The organism is Mesorhizobium sp. M0816 (genome assembly GCF_040320005.1).
Lineage (GTDB): Bacteria > Pseudomonadota > Alphaproteobacteria > Rhizobiales > Rhizobiaceae > Mesorhizobium.
In genome coordinates this window covers 309070-330278 of the sequence record NZ_JAMYOT010000008.1, presented here as the reverse complement: position 1 = coordinate 330278, position 21209 = coordinate 309070, and the positions used below count along the sequence as shown (strand labels likewise).

General features: G+C 62.0%; 18 protein-coding genes and 2 pseudogenes. 7 read left to right on the top strand and 13 right to left on the bottom strand.

Features of this window, described 5'->3' with window-relative positions:
- A pseudogene (locus NKI17_RS15595) lies at window positions 1–169 on the bottom strand (ammonia-dependent NAD(+) synthetase); the annotation flags it as partial.
- A gap of 35 nt (window positions 170–204) precedes the next feature.
- Window positions 205–396, bottom strand: a complete 192-nt coding sequence (locus tag NKI17_RS15590; RefSeq protein WP_352470727.1) for a hypothetical protein — start codon at window positions 394–396, stop codon at window positions 205–207.
- Here NKI17_RS15590 and NKI17_RS15585 point away from each other — a divergent pair.
- A pseudogene (locus NKI17_RS15585) lies at window positions 383–779 on the top strand (transposase); the annotation flags it as partial. The gene NKI17_RS15590 and the pseudogene NKI17_RS15585 sit on opposite strands and share 14 nt — an antisense overlap.
- 327 nt (window positions 780–1106) lie before the next feature.
- On the opposite strand, the gene NKI17_RS15580 reads toward NKI17_RS15585, so the two are convergent.
- The 7 genes from NKI17_RS15580 to NKI17_RS15550 all read right to left on the bottom strand — a co-directional run bounded on the left by NKI17_RS15580 (window position 1107) and on the right by NKI17_RS15550 (window position 8670).
- On the bottom strand, window positions 1107–3161 hold the full coding sequence (locus NKI17_RS15580; protein ID WP_352906280.1) for a M3 family metallopeptidase: 2055 nt from the start codon (window positions 3159–3161) through the stop codon (window positions 1107–1109).
- A 171-nt stretch (window positions 3162–3332) separates the two neighbouring features.
- Window positions 3333–3842: a hypothetical protein gene (locus NKI17_RS15575; protein ID WP_352594110.1), complete on the bottom strand. Its 510-nt coding sequence runs from the start codon at window positions 3840–3842 to the stop codon at window positions 3333–3335.
- Between the two features lie 198 nt (window positions 3843–4040).
- Entirely contained in the window at window positions 4041–4451 is a 411-nt protein-coding gene (locus tag NKI17_RS15570; RefSeq protein ID WP_352470724.1) for a nuclear transport factor 2 family protein, read from the bottom strand.
- Window positions 4452–4461: 10 nt separating this feature from the next.
- Window positions 4462–5106, bottom strand: a complete 645-nt coding sequence (locus NKI17_RS15565; RefSeq protein WP_352594109.1) for a carbonic anhydrase — start codon at window positions 5104–5106, stop codon at window positions 4462–4464.
- A gap of 166 nt (window positions 5107–5272) precedes the next feature.
- Window positions 5273–6298 carry a transporter gene (locus NKI17_RS15560; RefSeq protein WP_352594108.1) on the bottom strand — a complete coding sequence of 342 codons (1026 nt, stop codon included), beginning with the start codon at window positions 6296–6298 and terminating at the stop codon, window positions 5273–5275.
- A gap of 86 nt (window positions 6299–6384) precedes the next feature.
- On the bottom strand, window positions 6385–7989 hold the full coding sequence (locus NKI17_RS15555) for an inorganic phosphate transporter (protein ID WP_352906273.1): 1605 nt from the start codon (window positions 7987–7989) through the stop codon (window positions 6385–6387).
- Between the two features lie 144 nt (window positions 7990–8133).
- Window positions 8134–8670: a TetR/AcrR family transcriptional regulator gene (locus NKI17_RS15550; RefSeq protein ID WP_352724370.1), complete on the bottom strand. Its 537-nt coding sequence runs from the start codon at window positions 8668–8670 to the stop codon at window positions 8134–8136.
- Window positions 8671–8820: 150 nt separating this feature from the next.
- On the opposite strand from NKI17_RS15550, the gene NKI17_RS15545 reads away from it, so the two are divergent.
- Window positions 8821–10098 carry an efflux RND transporter periplasmic adaptor subunit gene (locus NKI17_RS15545; protein ID WP_502894513.1) on the top strand — a complete coding sequence of 426 codons (1278 nt, stop codon included), beginning with the start codon at window positions 8821–8823 and terminating at the stop codon, window positions 10096–10098.
- Complete coding sequence (locus tag NKI17_RS15540; protein ID WP_352696926.1) at window positions 10095–13229, top strand: efflux RND transporter permease subunit; 3135 nt, start codon at window positions 10095–10097, stop codon at window positions 13227–13229. The genes NKI17_RS15545 and NKI17_RS15540 overlap by 4 nt, the downstream gene beginning before the upstream one ends.
- Before the next feature lie 61 nt (window positions 13230–13290).
- Here the strand turns inward: NKI17_RS15540 and NKI17_RS15535 are convergent, their stop codons facing one another.
- Window positions 13291–13755 (bottom strand): L,D-transpeptidase, encoded by a 465-nt coding sequence (locus NKI17_RS15535; protein ID WP_352458095.1) that lies wholly within the window; start codon window positions 13753–13755, stop codon window positions 13291–13293.
- A 600-nt stretch (window positions 13756–14355) separates the two neighbouring features.
- Here NKI17_RS15535 and NKI17_RS15530 point away from each other — a divergent pair.
- A complete protein-coding gene (locus NKI17_RS15530) occupies window positions 14356–14523 on the top strand; it encodes a hypothetical protein (protein WP_352451255.1) in 168 nt (55 codons plus the stop codon).
- A gap of 76 nt (window positions 14524–14599) precedes the next feature.
- Here the strand turns inward: NKI17_RS15530 and NKI17_RS15525 are convergent, their stop codons facing one another.
- Window positions 14600–15286, bottom strand: a complete 687-nt coding sequence (locus tag NKI17_RS15525; RefSeq protein WP_292663715.1) for a response regulator transcription factor — start codon at window positions 15284–15286, stop codon at window positions 14600–14602.
- Window positions 15287–15332: 46 nt separating this feature from the next.
- Here NKI17_RS15525 and NKI17_RS15520 point away from each other — a divergent pair, with 46 nt between their 5' ends.
- Complete coding sequence (locus NKI17_RS15520) at window positions 15333–16112, top strand: response regulator (protein WP_198023578.1); 780 nt, start codon at window positions 15333–15335, stop codon at window positions 16110–16112.
- Between the two features lie 46 nt (window positions 16113–16158).
- A complete protein-coding gene (locus tag NKI17_RS15515) occupies window positions 16159–18246 on the top strand; it encodes a PAS domain S-box protein (RefSeq protein ID WP_352623023.1) in 2088 nt (695 codons plus the stop codon).
- A 90-nt stretch (window positions 18247–18336) separates the two neighbouring features.
- Here NKI17_RS15515 and NKI17_RS15510 read toward each other — a convergent pair whose 3' ends face one another.
- Window positions 18337–18741: a hypothetical protein gene (locus tag NKI17_RS15510; RefSeq protein ID WP_352754690.1), complete on the bottom strand. Its 405-nt coding sequence runs from the start codon at window positions 18739–18741 to the stop codon at window positions 18337–18339.
- A gap of 415 nt (window positions 18742–19156) precedes the next feature.
- On the opposite strand from NKI17_RS15510, the gene NKI17_RS15505 reads away from it, so the two are divergent.
- Window positions 19157–20359 carry an aromatic ring-hydroxylating oxygenase subunit alpha gene (locus NKI17_RS15505; protein WP_352594103.1) on the top strand — a complete coding sequence of 401 codons (1203 nt, stop codon included), beginning with the start codon at window positions 19157–19159 and terminating at the stop codon, window positions 20357–20359.
- Window positions 20360–20390: 31 nt separating this feature from the next.
- Here the strand turns inward: NKI17_RS15505 and NKI17_RS15500 are convergent, their stop codons facing one another.
- Window positions 20391–21158 carry a DUF429 domain-containing protein gene (locus NKI17_RS15500; RefSeq protein ID WP_352623036.1) on the bottom strand — a complete coding sequence of 256 codons (768 nt, stop codon included), beginning with the start codon at window positions 21156–21158 and terminating at the stop codon, window positions 20391–20393.
- Window positions 21159–21209: the final 51 nt, after the last annotated feature.

Below are 21209 nucleotides of genomic sequence, written 5' to 3'. Positions count from 1 at the left end.
GGGCCGCGGCAAGTGAATCCACCCCGCCGCTGATCCCCAGCACATAGGTGCTGAGCCCCGATGCACGCAGATACGTGCCGAGAAAGTCGATACGCCGGCGTGCTTCCAGCGCGACGTCAACACTGGGAGCGACGCCCAACGCGTTGATAATCATTTCCTGTTCGGTCATTGGCAGTGGGTGCTCCTGATATCACAGCATTCCGTCTAGTAGCTCTGCACAGAGGATTCGGCGGGTTCGATGGGTTGTAGCGTGGGTAGGATATTGGGTTCGACGAGCAGTTCAATGCTGCGCGCGAGGCCGGGTCGCCTGCGGATCAATCCGGCCCGCTCGAGGATGAGCACCATCTTATGGACAGAAGGCGCGGTGACACCGACCTTGCATAAGGTCAAGGTCACCGAGCGCGCAGCACAAGACTTTGCCACTGCATGCGCGACCTCCTCGATATTCATTACCCCCAGGCCGACCGCGTCAGGGTGGTGCTCGTTAGTCTGCCGACCCACACGCCGCGCTCTATCAGGCCCTGCCGGCGTCAGAGGCGCGACGCATCCTGCGACGGCTGGAGTTCCATGACAGGTCCAAACACGTGAGCCGGCTCAACATGGTCGAGATCGAGATCGGCATCCTGCGTAGCCGGTGCCTCGACCGCCGCATCGAAAGTCGCGACAGCCTGTTTGCCGAGATCGCCGCTTGGGAAAACCAGCGAGGCGCCAGCGGCGCCCGCATCAACGGGATGTTCTCGACCGAACAGGCCCGCCTCAAATTGGCCAAAGCCTATCCTATCCAAAGCCCACCGCCAACGAGTCATAATCCCTGTGCAGAGCCACTAGTAGTCGTCGCAAGCCGCGGTCCAGATGCGGCAGCGGCCGATCAGCATAGCGGGCAAGCTGTCGTTGCCTACCCCCGCACAGCCCGTAGCGCCGCCATGAACGCGGCTCCTTCGGCCGGAACGATGGAGACCGCATTAAGTGCAGTCACCTCAACGACGCGAACGGCCAACGGGGCCGAGCGGGACCGGCGGAAACCGGATCAGGCGGTGCGCAACCCGACGCCATGACAGCCGACATCAATCAGGATGGAAAGGAACGGTGACAAGAGCGGGCATGCATCACACCAGCCCGCGCTTGGCCATCATCGCTTCCGGGGAAGGCATCTTGCCGCGGAAGGCGGTGTAGAGTTCTTCCGGGTCCTTTGAACCGCCGGCGGCGTAGATGTTCTTGCGCAGCCGCTCGGCCAGCGCCGGATTGAAGGGATCGCCGGTTTCCTCGAAGGCGGCGAACGCGTCGGCGTCAAGCACTTCCGACCACATGTAGGAGTAATAGCCGGCAGAATAGCCATCGCCGGCAAAGATATGGCCGAAATGCGGGGTGCGGTGACGCATGGCGATGGTGTCGGGCATATTGAGCTTTTCGAGCGTTTCGGCTTCGAAACGAAGCGGCTGGTCCGGCGCATCCGGGCGTGCGTGATAGGCCATGTCGACCAACGCCGAGGCGGTGAACTCGACGGTGGCGAAGCCGGCGCCGAAGGTGCGCGCCGCCAGCATCTTGTCGACCAGCGCCTTTGGCATCGGCTTGCCGGTCTTGATATGCAGCGCATGCTTTTCCAGCACCGCCGGCACCGTCAGCCAGTGTTCATAGAGCTGCGACGGCAGCTCGACGAAATCGCGGCTGACCGAGGTGCCAGCGACCGACGGCCAAGTGACGTCGGTCAGCATGCCGTGCAGCGCGTGACCGAATTCGTGGAACAGGGTCTTGGCCTCATCGACCGACAGCAAGGCTGCCACGCCGGCCGGCGGCTTGGCGAAATTCATGATGTTGTAGATGACCGGCTTGGAGCCAGGGCCAAGCCTATAACCGGATTTCAGCGCGCTCATCCAGGCGCCGGAGCGCTTCGAGGGCCGCGCGAAATAGTCGGCGAGGAACAGGCCGCGCTCGCTGCCGTCGGCATTCTTCACGACGAAAACACGGGCGTCCGGATGCCAGGTGGCAATGCCCTTCTTTTCTTCGAAAGAAATGCCGAACAATCGTGTCGCCACGTCGAAACAGGCGTCGATGATGCGGTCGAGCTGCAGGTACGGCTTCAGCTCGGCCTCGTCGAAGGCGAATTTCTCTGCGCGCAGCTTCTCCTGATAGAAGCGCCAGTCCCAGGCAGCGAATTTCTCGTTGCTGCCGGCCTCGGCCGCCAGCCGCTGCAATTCGGCCTGGTCGCTTGCGGCCTTTTCCACCGCCTTTTCCCAGACCGGATCGAGCAGCGCGTGCACCGCCTCCGGCGTCTTGGCCATAGTATCGTCGAGCTTCAATGCGGCGTAGGAAGGATAGCCGAGCAGCTTCGCCTTCTCGGCGCGCAGGCGCAGCATATCGCGCACCACTTCGGTGTTGTCGGTGGCGCCGCCATTCTGGCCGCGCATGATGAAGGCGCGGAACGCCGTCTCGCGCAGATCGCGGCGTTCTGAGAAGGTCGAGAACGGCTCGTAGATCGAACGCGACAAAGTGACGGCGTAGCGGCCCTTCTGGCCGCGCATCTCGGCGGCTTCCGCCATCGAGCTTTTCAGGAATTCCGGCAGGCCGGCCAGGTCGGCCTCGTCGAGGAACAACGCCCAGTCGCGCTCGTCGGCAAGCACGTTCTGGCCGAAATTGGTGCCGAGCGACGACAACTCCTCGTTTATCGATGCAAGCCGCTTCTTGCCTTCGGCGTCGAGCCTGGCGCCGGAGCGGACGAAGTTTTTCCAGGTCTTTTCCAAAACCCGCAGCGTTTCGGCATCGAGCTTCAAAGCCTCGCGGCGCTGATAGAGATCGTCGATGCGGGCAAACAGTCGCTCATTCATCGAAATCGCCGAGTAATGCCGCGACATCTTTGGCGAGATGTCGCGCTCCAGCGCCTGGATCGCCTCATTGGTGTGGGCGCCGGCGCGGCACCAGAAGATCGAGGAGACATGGTCGAGCGCCTCGCCGGCAAACTCGAGCGAGGCAAGCGTGTTTTCGATCGTCGGTATCCCGGTGTTGCCGGCAATCGCCTCGATCTCGGCCTCATGCGCCTTCAGGGCCGCGTCGAAGACCGGAGAAAAATCGCCGTCGCCGATGCGCGTGAAATCGGGCAGGCCGAGCGGCCCTTGCCATGCGGTCAGCGGATGGGCGGCGAGGTCGACGGTTGACGGCATGGGCAAACTTTCGCTGGGTGGGCGGGAGAAGCGGATCGTCACCGATGTAAGGCGCCGGCCCGTTGCGCGCAACAGCACGCCTGGTTAACGCCGATGCGTGCCCACGACTCGTATGCGAACCAGGATGCCCACTCGCGCGCAGTGCAGCAAAAAGTGCACTGTAACGGTAATTCCCATCTATAATAATCTAAAATCCATGGTCTCGTTGTAAAATTCAGGCATCATTTCGTTTCCGAGATAGATGACGCTTCCGTGACTATTTCTAATTTTATTTAGGTTAGATTTAGACAACTTGAAAACACGACTAAAGTATGCGTCGTATGCTTTCCTCACATCGCCTTCCGCCCAGTCTAATTTATAGTACATTCTGCCAGGCAACATTACATCGCCGCGCCACAGATTTATATCATATTCAATTACCGGAGATAATCTTGAACTAACTTGCAAACATTTATTTTCAGCGTCACGCTCAAGGACTATGTTGTTTAAAAAATCCTTTGACGATATCAGAACTCTTCTGTTTTTAAAAGACCGTTCTTCTTCTCGGATGGGCTCCCAAAAAATGGGGGTATCGCCATCTTCGATGGACGGCTTGACGAATACTATATTCTCAACACCCTTGGACAAGGCATGGTTGAAAACGATTTCATCTCTGTGCGACAGGAAAAGATTGAATTGCTTGCCCATCATTGCCCTCCAACACATAAGATTTCGAATTCCGATAATAGTGCACTTTTGCAGGGCGCGACCGTCGTTGTGAGTGGATTGACCGCATGGCTTGTCGCATTGGCGTTCCCACCTGCGTAACCACGTGACGTGGACAGGTCCGAATTGACGCCGGCAATTCCAGCGCCTATCCCCCGAGAAGCTCAAGACCAAATTTCGTCAGTAGCCGTCGCAGTTTTCGGCGATCGCGGCTTGCGAACTGGCGGTGATCTGGTCGTTGGCGACTGCAAAGGTCTCCTGCATCAGCATGTCGTTGCTGGGAAAATCATAGCAGGCGATCACAGTGGTGACGCCGCCCTCCGTCTTCTCGATCCGGTGGCGGATTTCGGCCCCGGCGACGGCGCCCTGCCACTCGGCGATCGAGGCGATGAATTCCTGCTTGCTTTGCACGACGCCGAGGTCGTCGAGCTTGATGCGGACGTTGTCGGCGAGCAGGTCCGACAATTCGGTGCGGTCGGCGATCAGCAGGGCCGAATACCAGCGGTCGATGATCGCGCTATCATCGGCGCGGGCGACAGTTATCGGGCACAGCAGTGCCGCCGCCGCGAACGCGATCCGAGCTCGCACCATGCCTCGTCTCCTACTCCGTCTCCGGCCGCTCGAAATCGCCGGTTTCCTTGTTCATCACCCAAAGCTCGCCGGTCGAAATATCGAACCAGGCACCGTGCAGCGACAGTCGCCCCTTGCCTTCGAGGATCGAAACACAAGGGAAGGTACGCAGATTGGCGATGGAATAGCGGATCGAGATGCGCTCCAGCGCCGTCTGGCGCTCGGTCGCGGTCATGAAGGTGCTGGACGATACGGTCTCGGCCGCGGGCGCGATCAGGCTCATCCACTTGCCGATGAAATCGCCCGGCGATAACGGCGCGGCCGTGGTGTCGAGCGCCGCGCGGATGCCGCCGCAGCGGCCGTGGCCCATCACCACGATGTTCTTGACCTTGAGGCTCTGCACGGCAAATTCGAGCGCCGCCGATGTCGAGTGGAACTGATCGTCTGGCGCATAGGGCGGCACCAGATTGCCGACATTGCGCAGCACGAACAGCTCGCCCGGCCCGGCATCGAAGATCGCTTCGGGCGCGGCACGGGAATCGCAGCAGGCGACGATCATCGTTTCCGGTGCCTGGCCCTCTCGCGCCAGCGAGCGATAACGCCCGCTCTCGGTGAGATAGCGGCCATTCATGAAATTGCGGTAGCCGGTGAGAAGATGCTCGGGAAGATGGGGCATGGGCAGCGGTGGGAGCCTTTCCGGGTTAAAGGCACGGTTCAATCCCGAAAGGCTCTAGCGCATCGGCCTGAAAATCGGAACCGATTTTCGGAAGGCGGGATGGCGTGGTTTCGAGGTGGCAGCCCGTATTTTGACACAGGTGAACGAACGCCGCCATTAATCGGCCTCAGAACCGCAGATTGGCGCCGGCGCGCAGTAGGAGCCAGTAGAACAGGCCGGTCGCGCCAACCGCCAGCAGCATCGCCAGGAAGAAGCCGCTGGGACTCTCGGCAAATGGCAGTCCGCCTGTGTTCATGCCGAAAATGCCGACGATCAGGGTTCCTGGCAAAAGCAGCGCGCTCATCACCGCCAGCGCCTTGAGGCTACGGTTCGATTCGTCGGCAAGCTCAGCCGCAAGCTCCTCCTGCAGCAGCCTTGCCCGGTCGTTGATCATGACGACCTCGCGGTCGAGCCGTTCAAGGCGCGCAGCAAGCCGGCGCAGAACTTCATGTGCGCCGGCGGAAAGGTTCCAGGCGGAACGGTCTTCGTCCTGGAAAAGCGCTGCCAGGGCCGAGATCGGCCGATGCAGGGATACGGCAAGGCGGCGCACATCCTTCAGCTGCCGTTTTTCGTCGGCAAGCCGCTCGGTCACGAGATGATCCTCGACTGCATCCAGCCGCTTCGTTGCCGCGGCGAGCCGCAGGCTGGTGGTCTTGCAAAAAGCCATGACTAGCATTTCGAACAGCTCGAATGCCGTGGCCGGCCGCAGCCCCGCGGCAAGGGCCGTGTGCACTTCCTCCACTGCCGCCAGCGGATGCCGGCGGCCGGTGACCAGCAGCCGTTCCGAGACCGCAAAATGCAATCTGCCGATGGTCGTCGACTGATGGGTGATCTCGCCATGCAGATCGGCCGAAATGCCGTGGACGACGCCATTCTCATGCGCCAGCACTAGGCTGTCCTCATGTCCTTCGAGGATTGCATGAGCCGACGCCGGCAGCGCGCAGGCATGGCTGACCCAGGAATGGGCGCGCCGGTCGACAAGGTCGACATGCAGCCAGACCCAGCCGCCCGCTGAGGCCAGCGCGGCCTCTATGTCTCGGGGCGCCAGCGGTTCGGGAGCTTTGCCGGGAGCGGCATGATAGGCCCAGACCAGCCCGGGAGCATGATGCTGGTCGTCCGCGGCAAGCAATGTCAGATGCGATGCGTCATTCATGGCCGCCGCCGAAACGATGCACGTTCAGGTGATCAGGGCGGCGCCGGGGCCGGTGCCGCGACATTCTGGTCAAACCCTGCCCCCGCTCAGAACACCTGGCGGAAGATGACGAACAACACGAAGGCAAGACAGATGGAGACCGGAAGGGTCAGTATCCAGGCCATCAGCATGTTGCGCACCGTCGACCATTGCAGGCCCGAGCCGTTCACCGCCATGGTGCCGGCAACGCCCGAGGACAGCACATGGGTGGTTGAGACCGGCAGGCCGAGATAGTCGGCCGATGCGATCGTCGCCATCGCGACAAGCTCGGCGGACGCACCCTGACCGTAGGTCAAATGGCTTTTGCCGATCTTCTCGCCGACGGTGACGACGATGCGCTTCCAGCCGACCATGGTGCCGAGGCCGAGCGCCAGCGCGATGGCGACCTTGACCCAGAGCGGGATGAACTTCGTCGCGTTGTCGACCGCCTTATGGTAGGTCGTCACCGCCTTCAGGTCGTCTGCCTCCATCGGCAGCAGCTTCTTCTTGTCGATCAGCTTCAGCGCTTCACCGATAAGATAGATGTTGTTGCGGGCGTTGCTGACCAGCGTTGTCGGCAGCTTTTCCACGGACGGATAGGGCGACAACATGGCGCTGGTGTCGTGGATGAAGCTCTGCAGGGCAGGCGTGGTCTCGTCCTTCCAGGTCTTGGTGCGAACGGCGTCGCCGACCGCGGTCGCCGCGTCAGTCACGACGACGCCGGGCTTGACGTATTTGCCGAGTACCGTTTCGACTTGCGTCGCCGCCGATTTGTAAGCTTCGAGATAGTTCACGTCCGGTGTGCGGTTGAGCGCGAACGCGGTCGGCACGACGCCGATCAGGATGAGCATGATGAGGCCCATGCCCTTTTGCCCGTCATTGGAGCCGTGGGCAAAGCTGACGCCGGTGCAGGTGAAAATAAGCAGCGCCCGAATCCACAGCGGCGGCGGCGCGCTCGACTTGGGCGCCTCGTAGAGCTCGCGGTTCCTGACCAGCAGCTTCATCACCAGAAGCAGCAGTGCAGCCAGGCCAAAACCGACCAGCGGCGAGATCAGGAGCGACAGGCCGACATTGGACGCCTGCGACCAGTCGACGCCGCTGGTGACGGAGCCGGCCGGGGCCATGAACTGGTTGGCGAGACCGACGCCGATGATCGAACCGATCAGTGTGTGCGAGCTCGAGGCAGGCAGGCCGAGATACCAGGTTCCGAGATTCCACATGATCGCCGCGACCAGCAGCGCGAAGACCATGGCCAGCCCCGCGCTCGATCCGACCTGAAGGATCAACTCGACCGGCAACAGCGAAATGATGCCGAAGGCGACTGCTCCGCTGGCGGTGAGCACGCCGAGGAAATTGAAGAAGCCGGACCACATCACTGCAAGCTCGGCCGGCATGGAATGCGTGTAGATCACCGTTGCCACCGCATTGGCAGTGTCGTGAAAACCGTTGACGAATTCGAAGCCGAGCGCGATCAGCAGCGCCAGCCCAAGCAGGATCCACGGCACCGCGATGGTGCTGGTCAGGTCCTGGCTGAGCGCGTAGCCGACATAGGCAAGGCCGCCCAGAATGATGACGGCAAAGGCCGGCAGAAACCATTTACCGGTGTCGTTTGGCCGGTCAAGCGGATGCTCCGGCCTTGGAATTCCTGCCTCGCTTGAAACAATATCGACCACACCCCACTCCTCCTGCGTTGCAGCAAAGAATGGGAGGACGCTATGTCGGCACGATGAAGCCTGTGTGACGGCAGGCACTTTGGGTTGACGCAACGGGCGATCGACGCGACCGAGGCAGTTGAACCCGGCCAGCGCATTCCTAGACTATTCCGCGATCTCCAGCAGGGTCGATATCAGCAGCCGGCGCTCTTCGGCGGAGAGAATGTCCGAACCGAACAGGTTCATGCTGCGAAGCCCTTCGATGGCGAGATAGCAGACCAGCAGCGCCCTAAGGTTCGGCGTTTCCTGCTTCAGCCGCTCGAACAGCTGCCGCCTGAACGATTTTATCGGGGTCAGGAAATCGGGATCCTCGGCAATCGCCGAAAATATCCAGGATGCCGACGGTTTCGATTCCTCGGCATGCTCGGCCGACAGCTTGATATAAGTTGCAAGCGGGCTTTCGCCGTTGACGCCGGCCGTGCGGGCGGACTCCAGGGCCTGCTCGAAGGCGCGCAGGTAATCCTCTACCAGCGCCTGCATCAATTTCGCCTTGGTCGGGAAATTGTAGAGAAGACCACCCTTCGACACGCCGGCACGGCTGGCGACCGCATCCAGCGACAGGCTGCCAGGACCCGTCTCGCGCGCCACGGCGGCGGCGGCGGCGAGAATCTTCTCGCGCGAATTTGCTCTGCGGGCCTTCATCAAGCGTTCCCCATTCATTAGCTTAGGCGGAATTGACAAGACCGTCCAGACGGTACAGTAAGATCGCCGTCATTTGAAATTGGGACCAGTCACAGGTATGTGTTCCGGTCGTCCGACCGTTATGCTGGGCCGTGGCCGAGGGGACTGTTCGTGATCAAGCGCTTCATCATCGCCTTCATTCTGCTCGTGCTGGTGTGCGGCGGCATCGTCGGCTTCAACCTGTTTCACGACATGGCAACCAAACAGTTCTTCGCCAGCATGAAGCCGCCGGCCGCGACCGTGTCGACGGTCATCGTCAAACCGATGTCCTGGACGCCCGGCATCGAGGCGATCGGCACTGTCAGTGCCGTACGCGGCGTCGACCTCACCGTCGAAACCGCGGGCATCGTCAAGGACATCCTGTTCCATGCCAATCAGAAGGTCGCCGCCAACGCCGTGCTGCTTCAGCTCGACGATGAAGTCGAGCGAGCCGACCTCGTGGCATCGAAGGCGCAAGCCACATCCGACCAGACGACGCTGATGCGCGCTCTTGAGCTGCAGAAGCGCGGGGTCGGCACCGACGCTACGCTCGACACGGCGCAGGCAGCAGCATCGGTCTCCGCAGCGCAGGTAAACAAGCTGCAAGCGGTGCTCGACCAAAAGCAGTTGACGGCCCCTTTCAAGGGTACCGTCGGTATTCCGAAAATCGACCTTGGCCAGTATCTCACACCCGGCACCGCTGTGGTGACCTTGCAGGACATGGATACGATGCGTGTCGATTTCACCGTGCCGGAGCAGCAGCTTCCGCAGCTGAAGATCGGACAGACGGTGCGGTTGGGCGTCGGCGGCGGCGACATGCCGTTCACCGGCAGCATCCGCGGCATCGATCCGAAGATCGACCCGACCAGCCGGCTGGTGACCGTGAGGGCGGAGGTCGGCAATCCCGAAGGCAAGCTGACGCCCGGCCAGTTCGTCCAGGTGCGCGTCGAACTGCCCGAGGAGAACGACGTGCTGGCGCTGCCGCAGACGGCGCTGACTTCCAGCCTGTACGGCGACTTCGTCTTCGTGGTGCGCCCGGCCAAATCCGCCGAAGCCAACGGCGCGGCGCCCGAGGCAAAGCCGGAAGAAAAGCCGGCTGCAGATGCTGCCAAGCCCGCGGCCGAAGCACCCGCGGCAAAACCCGACGAAAAGCCGGCTGCTACCCCAGCCAAACCGGCAGAGGAGGCCAAGCCGGCAGCGGAAGAACAGAAGCCGCAGCTCGTGCTCGCCCAGGTGTTCGTCAAGCCAGGCCGCCGCAACGCCGGCCTGGTCGAGATCCTGGAGGGCATCGCGCCCGGCGACGAAGTCGTTACCGCCGGCCAGAACCGGCTCTCCAACGGCATGTCCGTTGCCGTCGACAACACGATCGATCCGAGCAAGCCGGGGAACCAGCAGGCAGCCCAGCAATGAGCTTTTCCGACCTCTTCATCCGCCGCCCGGTCCTTTCGACCGTGCTTGCCTGCATGATCCTGCTTCTGGGTTTCCAAGGCATCTTCAACCTTTCGATCCGGCAGTATCCAGAGGTTGAAGAAACGGCCATCACCATCACCACTGCCTATCCCGGCGCCAGCGCCGACCTGATCCAGGGGTTCATTTCCGCGCCGATCGCGCGTGCCGTCGCGTCGACCGAAAACATCGATTATGTCACGTCGGCGAGCCGGCCGTCATCCAGCACCGTGACAGTGCAGATGAAACTCGGCTCCGACCCTGACGTGGCGCTGAACGAAGTCTTGTCGAAGGTCCAGAGCGTGCGCGGCGATCTGCCGGACGAAACCAAAGACCCGGTGATCGTCAAGGGCACCGGCCAGCAGTTCGCGATGATGTACATCTCGATGCAGAACCCGAACATGACGCCGGAACAACTCACCGAATATATCGAGCGCGTCGTGCGGCCGCGTATCTCGACGGTCGAAGGTGTTGCCGACGTGCAGATTTTCGGCGCCGCCGAATACTCGATGCGTGTCTGGATCGACCCGATCAAACTGGCGGCGCGCGGCGTGACGGCGGCGGAAGTGCTGACCGCCATCAACGAATCGAATTTCCTCTCCGCGCCCGGCGATACCGAAAACGAATATGTGGCTTCCTCGATCACGGTTCGCTCGACCCTGCAGACGCCGGAGGCTTTCGCTGCCCTTCCGCTCCGCTCGAAGGACGGCAATGTGGTGAGACTGCGCGACGTGGCCCGCGTCGAGCTCGCCGCGGCGAACACCGACACCAGGGTCACCTTCAACGGCAAGCCCGGCATCTTTCTCGCCATCTTTCCGACGCCGGCCGCCAATCCGCTGACCACCGCGGCGGCAATCCACAAGATCGTGCCGACCATCCAGGAGACGCTGCCGCAAGGCATGACGATGGAGATCGTCTACGATTCAACCGAGCAGATCAGTGCGTCGATCGAGGAGGTGTTCAAGACCATCGGCGAGGCGGTCGCCATCGTCATCGTTGTTATCCTGCTCTTCCTCGGCTCGTTCCGCTCGGTGCTGATGCCGATCGTGACCATTCCGCTGTCGCTGATCGGCGTCTGTTTCCTGCTGTTTTCGGTGGGCTATTCGATCAATCTTTTGTCGTTGCTGGCCATGGTGCTGGCGATCGGCCTCGTCGTCGACGATGCCATCGTGGTGGTGGAAAACATCCACCGCCACATGGAGGAAGATGGCTTGTCACCGATGCAGGCAGCCTTCAACGGCATGCGGGAGATCTCTTCCGCCGTCGTCGCCATGACGATAACACTGGCCGCCGTGTTCGCGCCGCTGGCCTTCACCGGCGGCCTGACCGGCGCGCTGTTTCGCGAATTCGCGGTGACGCTTGCCGGCTCGGTGGTGCTTTCGGGTGTCGTCGCCCTCACCATCACACCGATGATGTCGGCACGTATCCTGAGGTCCGGGTCGCACAGCCGCTTCCAGCGCATTGTCGACAATACGTTCGGGCGCGTCGAACACATCTATGAGCGGCTCGTCACCGGTTCGTTGAACTATCGCCCGGTGACGCTGATGATCGTCCTCGCGCTGGTCGCCACGACCGGTTTCATGTTCACCAAGACCTCGAGCGAACTGGCGCCGGAAGAAGACCAGGGCTTCTTGCTATCTATTGTGAACGCGCCGCGCTATGCGACCTCGGACTACACCGAGACCTATGTGAACCAGATTCTCGGGCTGGTGAATGATATCCCCGAAACCAGGGCGCGGTTCTCCGCCGTCGCGTTCCAAGGCCCGACGAACAGCGCTTTCGTCGGCTTTGCGTTCAAGGACTGGGCCGAGCGCGCGCGCAGCTCGAAGGAACTTCAGGAAGACATCACTGCCCGCCTTGCCAAGGTGGCAGGCGTCGATGCTTTCGTCTTCGCGCCGCCGACGCTGCCCGGATCGGGCGGCGGCCTGCCAATCACAATGGTGGTGCGCTCGACCGGCGAGGCCTCCCGAGTGTACGAGGCGGCCGAGGACATCAAGAACAAGGCGCAGGCCTCCGGTCGCTTCCTCGCCGTGCAGAATTCAATGTCCTATGACGCGCCGCAAGTGACGGTGACGATCGACCGCGACCGCGCAGCCGCGCTCAACCTGCCGATCGCCGACATCGGCCGGACGCTGACGCTTCTGGTCGGTGGTGCCGAGGTGGCGCAGTTCGACCGCGAATCAAACAGCTACGACATCATCCCGCAGGTGCCGCAGAGCTTTCGCGACAACCCTGAAAAGCTGGGCGAGTATTTCGTGCGCAGTGTGTCTGGCGAGATGGTGCCGCTCTCGGCGGTGGTGAAGATCTCGACCAACGCGTCGCCTGCTGTGATCGAGCAGTTCAATCAGTTGAATTCCGCAACAATTTCCGCCCTGCCGCTGCCTGGTGTCACCACCGGCGACGGTTTGAAAGCAATCGAGGATATCGCCAAGGAGAGCCTGCCGGACACTTTCTTTATCGATTATTCCGGCCAATCGCGCCAAGAGAAGGAACAGGGCAACACCATCCTGATCGCCTTCGCGGCGGCGGTGCTGGTCATATACCTGGTGCTGGCCGCGCAGTTCGAAAGCTTCCGCGATCCGCTGATCATCATGATGTCGGTGCCGCTCTCGATCTTCGGCGCCATATTGCCGCTCAACATGATTCCGAATCTCAATTTGATTTTCATGATCAGCGGCTTGCAGTTCAGCATTCCACCCGCGACACTCAACATCTACACGCAGGTTGGCTTGATCACGCTGATCGGCCTCATCACCAAGCACGGCATCCTCCTGGTCGAGTTCGCCAACCAGCAGCGTGAAATGCACGGCATGCGGCGCCGCGATGCGATCATCGCGTCGGCGAGGGTGCGGCTGCGGCCGATCCTGATGACGACGGCGGCGATGGCGCTCGGCGTGGTGCCGCTGATCATCTCCAGCGGCGCGGGTGCCGCGGCACGCTATTCGATGGGCCTGGTGATCTTCACCGGCATCCTGGTCGGAACCATGTTCACGCTGTTCGTTGTGCCGATGTTCTACACCTTTATCGCCAGCAAGGACCTGCCGCATCACGCCGAAAAGCCGGATCCGAACCTGATGCCGGTGATGCCGGATTAGACTGCACTAATAAAGAGGGCCGGATTTCCGGCCTTTTTGTAAGTGATGAGAGCAGCATCGCTCACTTGACGATGACGATGCTGGTGTTGGCCGGGCCGAAGACCTCGACGAGCTGGTAGAAATCGGCGGCGTTGTCCGGATGCAGACGCACGCAGCCATGCGAGGCTGGCTGGCCGAGGCGCTTGATGGCGCTTGTCGCATGTACGGCGTAGCCGCCGCTGAAGAACACCGAATGCGGCATCGGGGCGTTGTCGTATTTCTTCGAATACCACATTTCATGCATGCGGGTCGGCTTGAACGAACCGGTCGGCGTGACGTGCGTCCTGTCGCCGGTCGAGACCTTCCAGGCGAATGTCGGCCGGCCGTCGACCAGGATTTCCATGGTCTGCTGCGATAGCGACACACGCGCGACGATCTTGTTGGCGGCGGCGTGGGCTGCGCCGTTGCCGGCACTGACAAGCAAGGCAGTACCGGTGATCACGGCGGCGGCGATGTTGATGAGCTTGGCGGAAATGGCAGTGTACATGATGTCTCCCCTATTCTGCCGGTCCGGGCCGGCTCAATTCGATGACCGGCTTATCGGGGCGTCATGTTTCAAGCCGATTTCGCTACGTGCTCGTTTGTGTTTCGATTCTGTTTCCTCTGGTTAACAGAAAAGGTCCGTGCAAAGCGGCTTGCAGTTGCACAACGTCGTCTTGGCGGTGGCGTGTTTGCCTAAGCAGATCGGCCAAACCGCGGCGCGAATACGCGATTGCCTTTCGTTTGATAGGAATTCACCTGACTGCGAAACCGAGCTGCAACAAAGCGCAGCCTCGGCGGCATGATCCGGATACAGCGAACAGGCAAAGTTGACCTAACGAAAACAGCGGTCAACGAACGATCGGAAGACAACACTGTTTTCGCTACGGTCTGGATTGGTCTGGACAGTTTCCAGCCTGCGCGTCGACCGGCTCAAGCCCCTCTGGCGGGGGCGGCTTAGGGCCGTTGAGGATGCGCGGCGCCTCCGGCAACTTGCAGCCGAGAGGACCGAAGGCCCGCGCCGCAACGGGGGGCTCCGCTGGCGGCGCGGGCGCTTCGGGGGTTCCCCTGAAGTGCCCGTAAATTCCAATTTTGAGGAACGAACAGGATGAAAACGAAATTCGCCGCTTCCGTGCTTTCCGCCCTGCTTTACGTCCAGGGCCTGCTCGGCATTGCCGGCCTCGCCACCGTGCTGCTGAAGGAACGTGCCCATGCCGGCGAGGTCAGTACGAACAGTGACATGCTGTCCGGCCCGTCGCTTCTCGTGGTGCGCTGAAGAGCATCGGACCCCAAAGTGGAAACCGGTTTTGGGAAAACCCGATGCTCAAGACAAAAGGGTGGCCGTCCTGCCTTCAATCGGCGAATTGCGTGGGCGGATCGAACCGGTAGCCCGCACCCCGTATGGTGGTGATGGTTTCGGTATCGAGCTTGCGGCGCAGCCTCACGATGCGCGAATCGATCGACCGATCGAAGGCTTCGGCATTTTCGGCGGGCGCGGCGGCGATGATGTCGTCCCGCGTCAGCACCTTGCGCGGGCTGGCCAGGAACAGCCTGAGCAGCGCCACCTGCCCGGGGGACAGCTGTTCTTCCGTGCCCGAGCGGTGCATGACGATGGCCGATCGGAGATCGACGGTCGCGTTCTCCAGCACGATCAGTTCCCCGGCGCTCCTGCCGCGCCGAGCCAGAAGGCCGCCTACGCGAGCGGCAAGCTCCCTGACATTGAGCGGGCTTTCGACGACGTCGGCGGCGCCGAGTTCGAGCGCCAAAACCTTGTCGACCAGATCGGCCGGGCGGCAGATCAGGATGAAATCCGGTCCACCTTCGCCGCCATGTCGCCTGAGCAGGTCGCGCCCCTCTGCCTGGCTGACGCTGTCGCCGACAACCACGACATCGATACCCTTTTCCGAAAGCAGCGATTCGGCCTCCCACGGCTGTCGCGCCGCGCGGACGTCATGACCGCGCCGCTCGAGATGATCGGCGAGATCGGTCGCAATTACTTCAGCGACGGAAACAAGCGCGATAACGGATCGTGCAGCCATGTTTTTCTACTCCGCATACGGCAACCCAAGAAGAGTGCTGGACATCATGTTTATACCCAATCTACTTTCCGCTGAAAGCGGGAGCGAAAGCATCGTGCGGGCACGAATTGTCATTGTCGAGGACGAGCCCGACCTGAGGGATGCGGTCGCCGAGTATCTCGGCGCCAGCGGCTATGATGTGGCCACGGCCGAAAGTGCGGCGGCGGCGCGCGACCTTTTGGAAACCCAGTCCTTCCATCTGGCCATTCTCGACATCGCCATGCCGGGCGAGGACGGCCTGTCGCTCGGCCGCTGGATGCGGTCGAAAATGCCGATCGGCATCATCTATGCGACGGCGGCCGGTACCGCGCTGGACCGCATCGTCGGACTGGAGCTCGGCGCTGACGACTACATCGTCAAGCCTTACGAATTGCGCGAAGTGCTGGCCAGGGTGCGCAGCGTGCTGCGCCGCGTTCCGGAGCCGACCGAGCCACAAAAGGCCAAGGCTGAAACATCCGGCGGCCGCCGGTCCGTGAGCTTCGGACCCTTTCACGCCGATCTCGACGGCAGGCTCGTCACCGGCGCCAACGGCGCGGTCATCGACATGGCCAAGAGCGAGTTCGACGTGCTGGAGGTGTTCCTGACGCGCGCCAACCGGCTGTTGACGCGGGCGGCGATCTCCGAGGCGATCGGTTTCGTCGAGGACCCGGAGTCGTCCCGCGCCGTCGACATCCGCATCATGCGGCTGAGAAAGAAGATCGAGGCGGATCCGGCCAATCCGAAATTCCTGCGCACGGTGCGCGGCGAAGGCTATATCTTCTCGCTGCCAGTCGGGGAAAACAACTAAGGCCCGGCGGCTTGAGCAAGCCACGGCCAGGAAATGACGGCTGACCATGACGGCTGAAACAACACGCGCGGACATGCAGGGCGCCAGGCAGGGCGCGGCGATGGCGGCCGTGCATGTGGTTCGCCGGCTGCGCGAAGCCGGCGACTGGCAACGCGAAATGGAGGGTATTCTCCAGACGCTTTGCGAAGCCATGGATTGTCACCGCGGCATCCTGTTTCGCCTGCGCGAACTGCCCGGCCAGGGCTTCGCCCAGTCGGTCGCCGCTTATTGGATCGCTCCCCGGTTTGGCGGCGAACTGGCGTCACCGACCGTCATCATGCAGTCGGTCGTCGATTCGGACCCATTGCTGGAACGGCTGGCGGAGGACGAGCGTCAAGGCAAGATCTTCGCCGGGCACACACGCGATCTCGAAGGCTTTCTGCGGACCGATTTCGAAAAGCAGAACATCAAGTCATTCCTGTCGGTGTCGGTCTTTTCGCACGGCAATTTGTGGGGCACGCTGGCGGTCAACGACTGCATCCACGAACGCGAATGGACCGACCAGGAAGAGGCGGCGCTGCACATGGTGGCACTCGCCATCGGCGATGCCATCGAACGGTCGCCCTCCGACGCGCATGCCAGCGACGTCATTCGCCGCACCATGCTGCAGGCCTCTCTCGACGCCATCATCGTCATCGACGAGACCGGCTCGATCATCGAATTCAATCCGGCCGCCGAAAAGATGTTCGGCTATCGGCGCAGCGATATCCTCGGCAAGGACCTGCTCGACACGGTCGTGCCGGAATATTACCGCAAGGGCTATGCGTCCGGCGCCGAATACATGTCGGGCCGCGGCGCGCCGATGGTCGGCCAGCGGCTCGAAACGGTCACCCAGAACGCCGCCGGCGAGGTTTTTCCGATCGAGCTGACGGCAACCGAGATGCGGGTCGCCGATCGCCAGCTGATCTTCGGCTCTATCCGCGACCTGCGCGACAGATTGCGCGCCGAGGAGGAAATCAACCGCCAGCGCGAAAAACTGCACCAGAACGAGAAGATGGCGGCAATGGGCTCGCTGCTTGCCGGCGTTTCGCACGAGCTCAACAATCCGCTGGCCGTGGTTGTCGCCCAGTCGACGCTGCTGCACGAATTCGCCGCCGATCCGCAGACCAAGGTGCGCGCCGAAAAGGTGCGTGCCGCTGCCGAGCGCTGCGGCCGTATCGTCAAGAGCTTCCTGTCGATGGTCCGCCTGCACCCGGCCGCACAGGCCGAAACCGACCTCAACCAGGTGATCCGCGCCGCACTCGAAGTGACCGCCTATGGCGCACGGTCGAGCGGCATCATCATCGACACCGATTTCGCCAGCGGCCCGCTGCTGGCCATGGCAGATGCCGACCACGTGACGCAGGTGGCCGCCAACTTCCTCATCAACAGCCAGCACGCCTTGGCCGGCGTTGCCGGCGACCGTCGGATCAAGGTCCGGACGTTTCGCAGCGACCGCGGCAATCCCGGATTCTCGGTCGAGGACAACGGGCCAGGCGTGCCGGAAGCGATACGCTCACGCATATTCGAATCCTATTTCACCACCAAGCCGGTCGGTGTCGGTACCGGCATCGGCCTGTCGATCTCGAAATCGATCATCGAGCGGCACAATGGCAATATCTGGTTCGAGGAGGTTTCGCCGAGAGGTGTGCGTTTTGTCGTGCAGCTGCCGGCGATCGCTGCCGGCGCGGCCGCCGCCGGCGAAGCTCCGTCGCGGTCGAGCGGCTTGCGTCACGCGCTGATCATAGACGATGAGCCGGATGTCGCCGCGTCGCTGTCCGATATTCTGGAGCTGATGGGCATCAAGTCGCGGGTCGTGCCGGCCTGGGTCTCGGCCGCCGCGACGCTGAGCGGCCATGTGCCGCCGGACATCGTGTTTTCCGATTTGCGCATGCCCGGCACCAGCGGCATAGCCGCCTATCGCGAGCTACTCGCCGAAATGCCGGGTGTGGCGCGGCGCTTCGTGCTTGTCACCGGCGATCTGATCGGCGCGAAAGGCGAGATCGAAGCGCTGCCGGCGCAGCAGCGACCGCCGATCCTCGAAAAACCGTTCAGCACGCTGGATGTGCGCGGCGTGCTCTCGGCCATTGCCGAGCAGGCCGCTCTGGGCGGCTAGACTCCGCGATCTCGCCCCGGAAGAAAAAGGCTCCCGGCCGACATTGCGGCGGGAGCCTGACTGGAGTGCTGGAGGGCGCTCGCAAAAAAATCAAAAAACGTTCGGCGTATCAGCCAGCGGGGCGGCATTGGCGATCATGCGGACCGGTCGTGCCTTGCCCGACTGGGCAGCGATGACGCGTAGGCATTCCAGGCTCTCGGCGCCCCAGGCCTGCCCCTTGCAGGCAAAATCGATCTCCGGAATCGGCAGGCGCGCCGTCTTGGTGGTGGTCGTCGCGCCATCGATGAGGTTGGCCGGCGGGTTCAGTGAGGCGAAGGCCGGACCGACCGTCGGCGTCAACGCCATGCCGGCAAATGCGGCAGCCGCCAGCAGCATGAACATCGCCATTGGATGATCACTGGCGCGCTGGCGCAGCGCCAGCTTCGGGCGCCGGTCGTTACGCTGGGGACCCTGCTGGCGAAGGTCGGTATCGGTGATCTGGATTTTCGTACGCATCGTCGTTTCCTTCGGTCTTCTTCTTTTCTCTGTTGAAACGAACCTAATCGCACCTTGTAACCGGCCAACGATGATGAATTAACGATTGTGTAACCGGCATGAAACCAAGCCCGCAGCCATTCCTGGGCAAACCGATCAGGCGTAGCTGGCAGCACCGGTGGCATTCTCGTTTTCCGCTACCCACGGCACCAGATCCACGTCGCTTTTCCAGGCCCACAGAGCGTCGGGCGCTCAACACGTGTAAGGGGATTAACGTCTGGAATTCCCGGGATTTTCCCGGCTTCGATCATTCGGACTGGGCTCTCGAATCCCGCTCGATTTCCCGTAAAGAATTCGCCCCATTTTCCCAAGCCATTGCATTTCAACGGAAAATATGCTTTTATTGAACGAGCATTCAATAAATAAAGAGCCTTTTATGAACCCGCATCTGCGTGACGTGGCAATCCCCAACGATTGGGATCGGCGGGGGCTGCCGGGCTGGAGCTATCATTCCGACGCCTTGCTCGAACTCGAGAAAGAGCACGTCTTCCGCAACCATTGGCAGATCGCCGGCCATGTCTGCGACGTGCCGAACGCCGGCGACTATCTGACGATGGATGTGGTCGGCGAGCGGGCGCTGATCGTGCGCGGCAAGGATGGCGTTGTGCGCGCCTTCAACAATATGTGCCGCCACCGCGGCAGTCGCGTCGTTGCCGACAGCCAGGGCACTTGCAAGAATGCGCTGGTCTGCCCCTTTCATGGCTGGGTCTACAATCTCGACGGCACGCTGCGCGGTGCTGCCCGCCCCCGTTCCTTCCCCGACCTCGACAAGACCGAATTCGGCCTGATGCCGCTCGAGCTCGAAATCTGGATGGGCTTCATCTTCATCCGTTTCCGCAAGGGTGGGCCGCAGCCATCGGTGGCCGAGCTGTTGAAGCCGATCGAAGCCGAGATTGCCCATTACGGCGTCGCCGAGATGGTGCCGTCCTGGGGCATCTGGACCCAAAAGACGCCGGTCAACTGGAAATCGGTGCGCGATGTCGACAATGAAGGCTACCACGTCGCCATGGCGCATCCGGCGCTGCAGGACCTTTACGGTGCGACCTATTTCGACGAGCCGTTCGTCAACGGCGTGTCGCGCTCGTTCGCCACCTACAATCCGTATGCCGGACGGCGCTGGAGCGTCGCGCAATACATCAAGCTCGCACCCGAGGCGAAGCACCTGCCGGAACACCTGCGCAAGGCCTGGATCTACTACGGCATCTTCCCGAACAACGCGCTGTCGATCATGCCGGAATCGGTGCAGTTCTATCAGGAATTTCCGCTGTCGACGGGTGAGACGCTGCTGCGCGGCGCCATCTACCGCTATAGCGACGAGACCAGGCGACAGGCGGCAGCCCGCTACCTATCCTACCGCATCGACCGCGACACGTTGGCCGAGGACGTACAGCTTTCGATATGGTCCAACGAATCCATGCTGTCCGAAGCCTTCGGAGGTTTTTACCTCTCCGATCTCGAATATGGCGTGCGCACCCACCACGACCATTTGCGCAAGCAAGTTCCCGTGCTCGGATTGGAGACCGCGCCCGAGGAGAAGGATATGTGGGCACTCAACGAGGCGCTCAGATCACGCTCCTGACGCATGCCGCCCAAAATGTTGGCCCTGGTCCTCAGGCCCAGATGGCGACGGGAATGCCGAAACGATCGGCGAGGGGCGGATCCGGAAACGGCATTGCCTCGCCTTTGACGATGCGGCCGGCAACCAGCATCATCGCAGCGGCATCGAGGAAATCGTCGGCGGCCGCGCCGCGCGGCGGCGTCTGGTCGAGAAAATCCTCGCTATAGCCATGCCGGGCAAGCAGCGCCTTGCGTTCGGCCATGCCGGCCGGATTGATGTTGCCCCTGATCTTCTTTGGCAGGCGCATCGCCCGGTCGCCGTTCAGTTTGCAGAAGGCAACTTCCGGATGCGATTCGAACACGCGGCTGCGTAGTTCGGGGCGCGCGATCAGCAGCGAATCGATCTCACGGATCTTGGCGAAGATGCCGAAGGCCTGGATCGAGACACCGCGCGGCGGATCTGAGGTCGTCTTGGCTACCTCACTTGCCTTGCGATGTGCGGCGTACCAGGCGTCGACCGTGGTGAAGGCTTCGATCTCCGCGTAGAGCGCGGCGCGGGAGGGGATGGCAAAGACACTGGACTGCCGGGCCCCAAGCAGCGGCCGCACCAGCGCCTCCGGGCCGCGACCGCCTCTTTGGGAGAAATCGGGCAGGCCGATTGGCATATCGACCGCTACCAACGAGTCGGCGGGCAGTCGGTCGAGCAACGCCGCGAAGCTTGGGAAAACGGCTGTCGACGGTGCCGCACCGGGATCGCGGCGGACGGCTATCCAGCCGGCCTTGCAACCGTCGACGCCGACAAGCACAACACCCCAGGGCATAACATCGTCGGGCGCAACATCCTTGGGCGCATCATCCTGGGGCACGGCGTC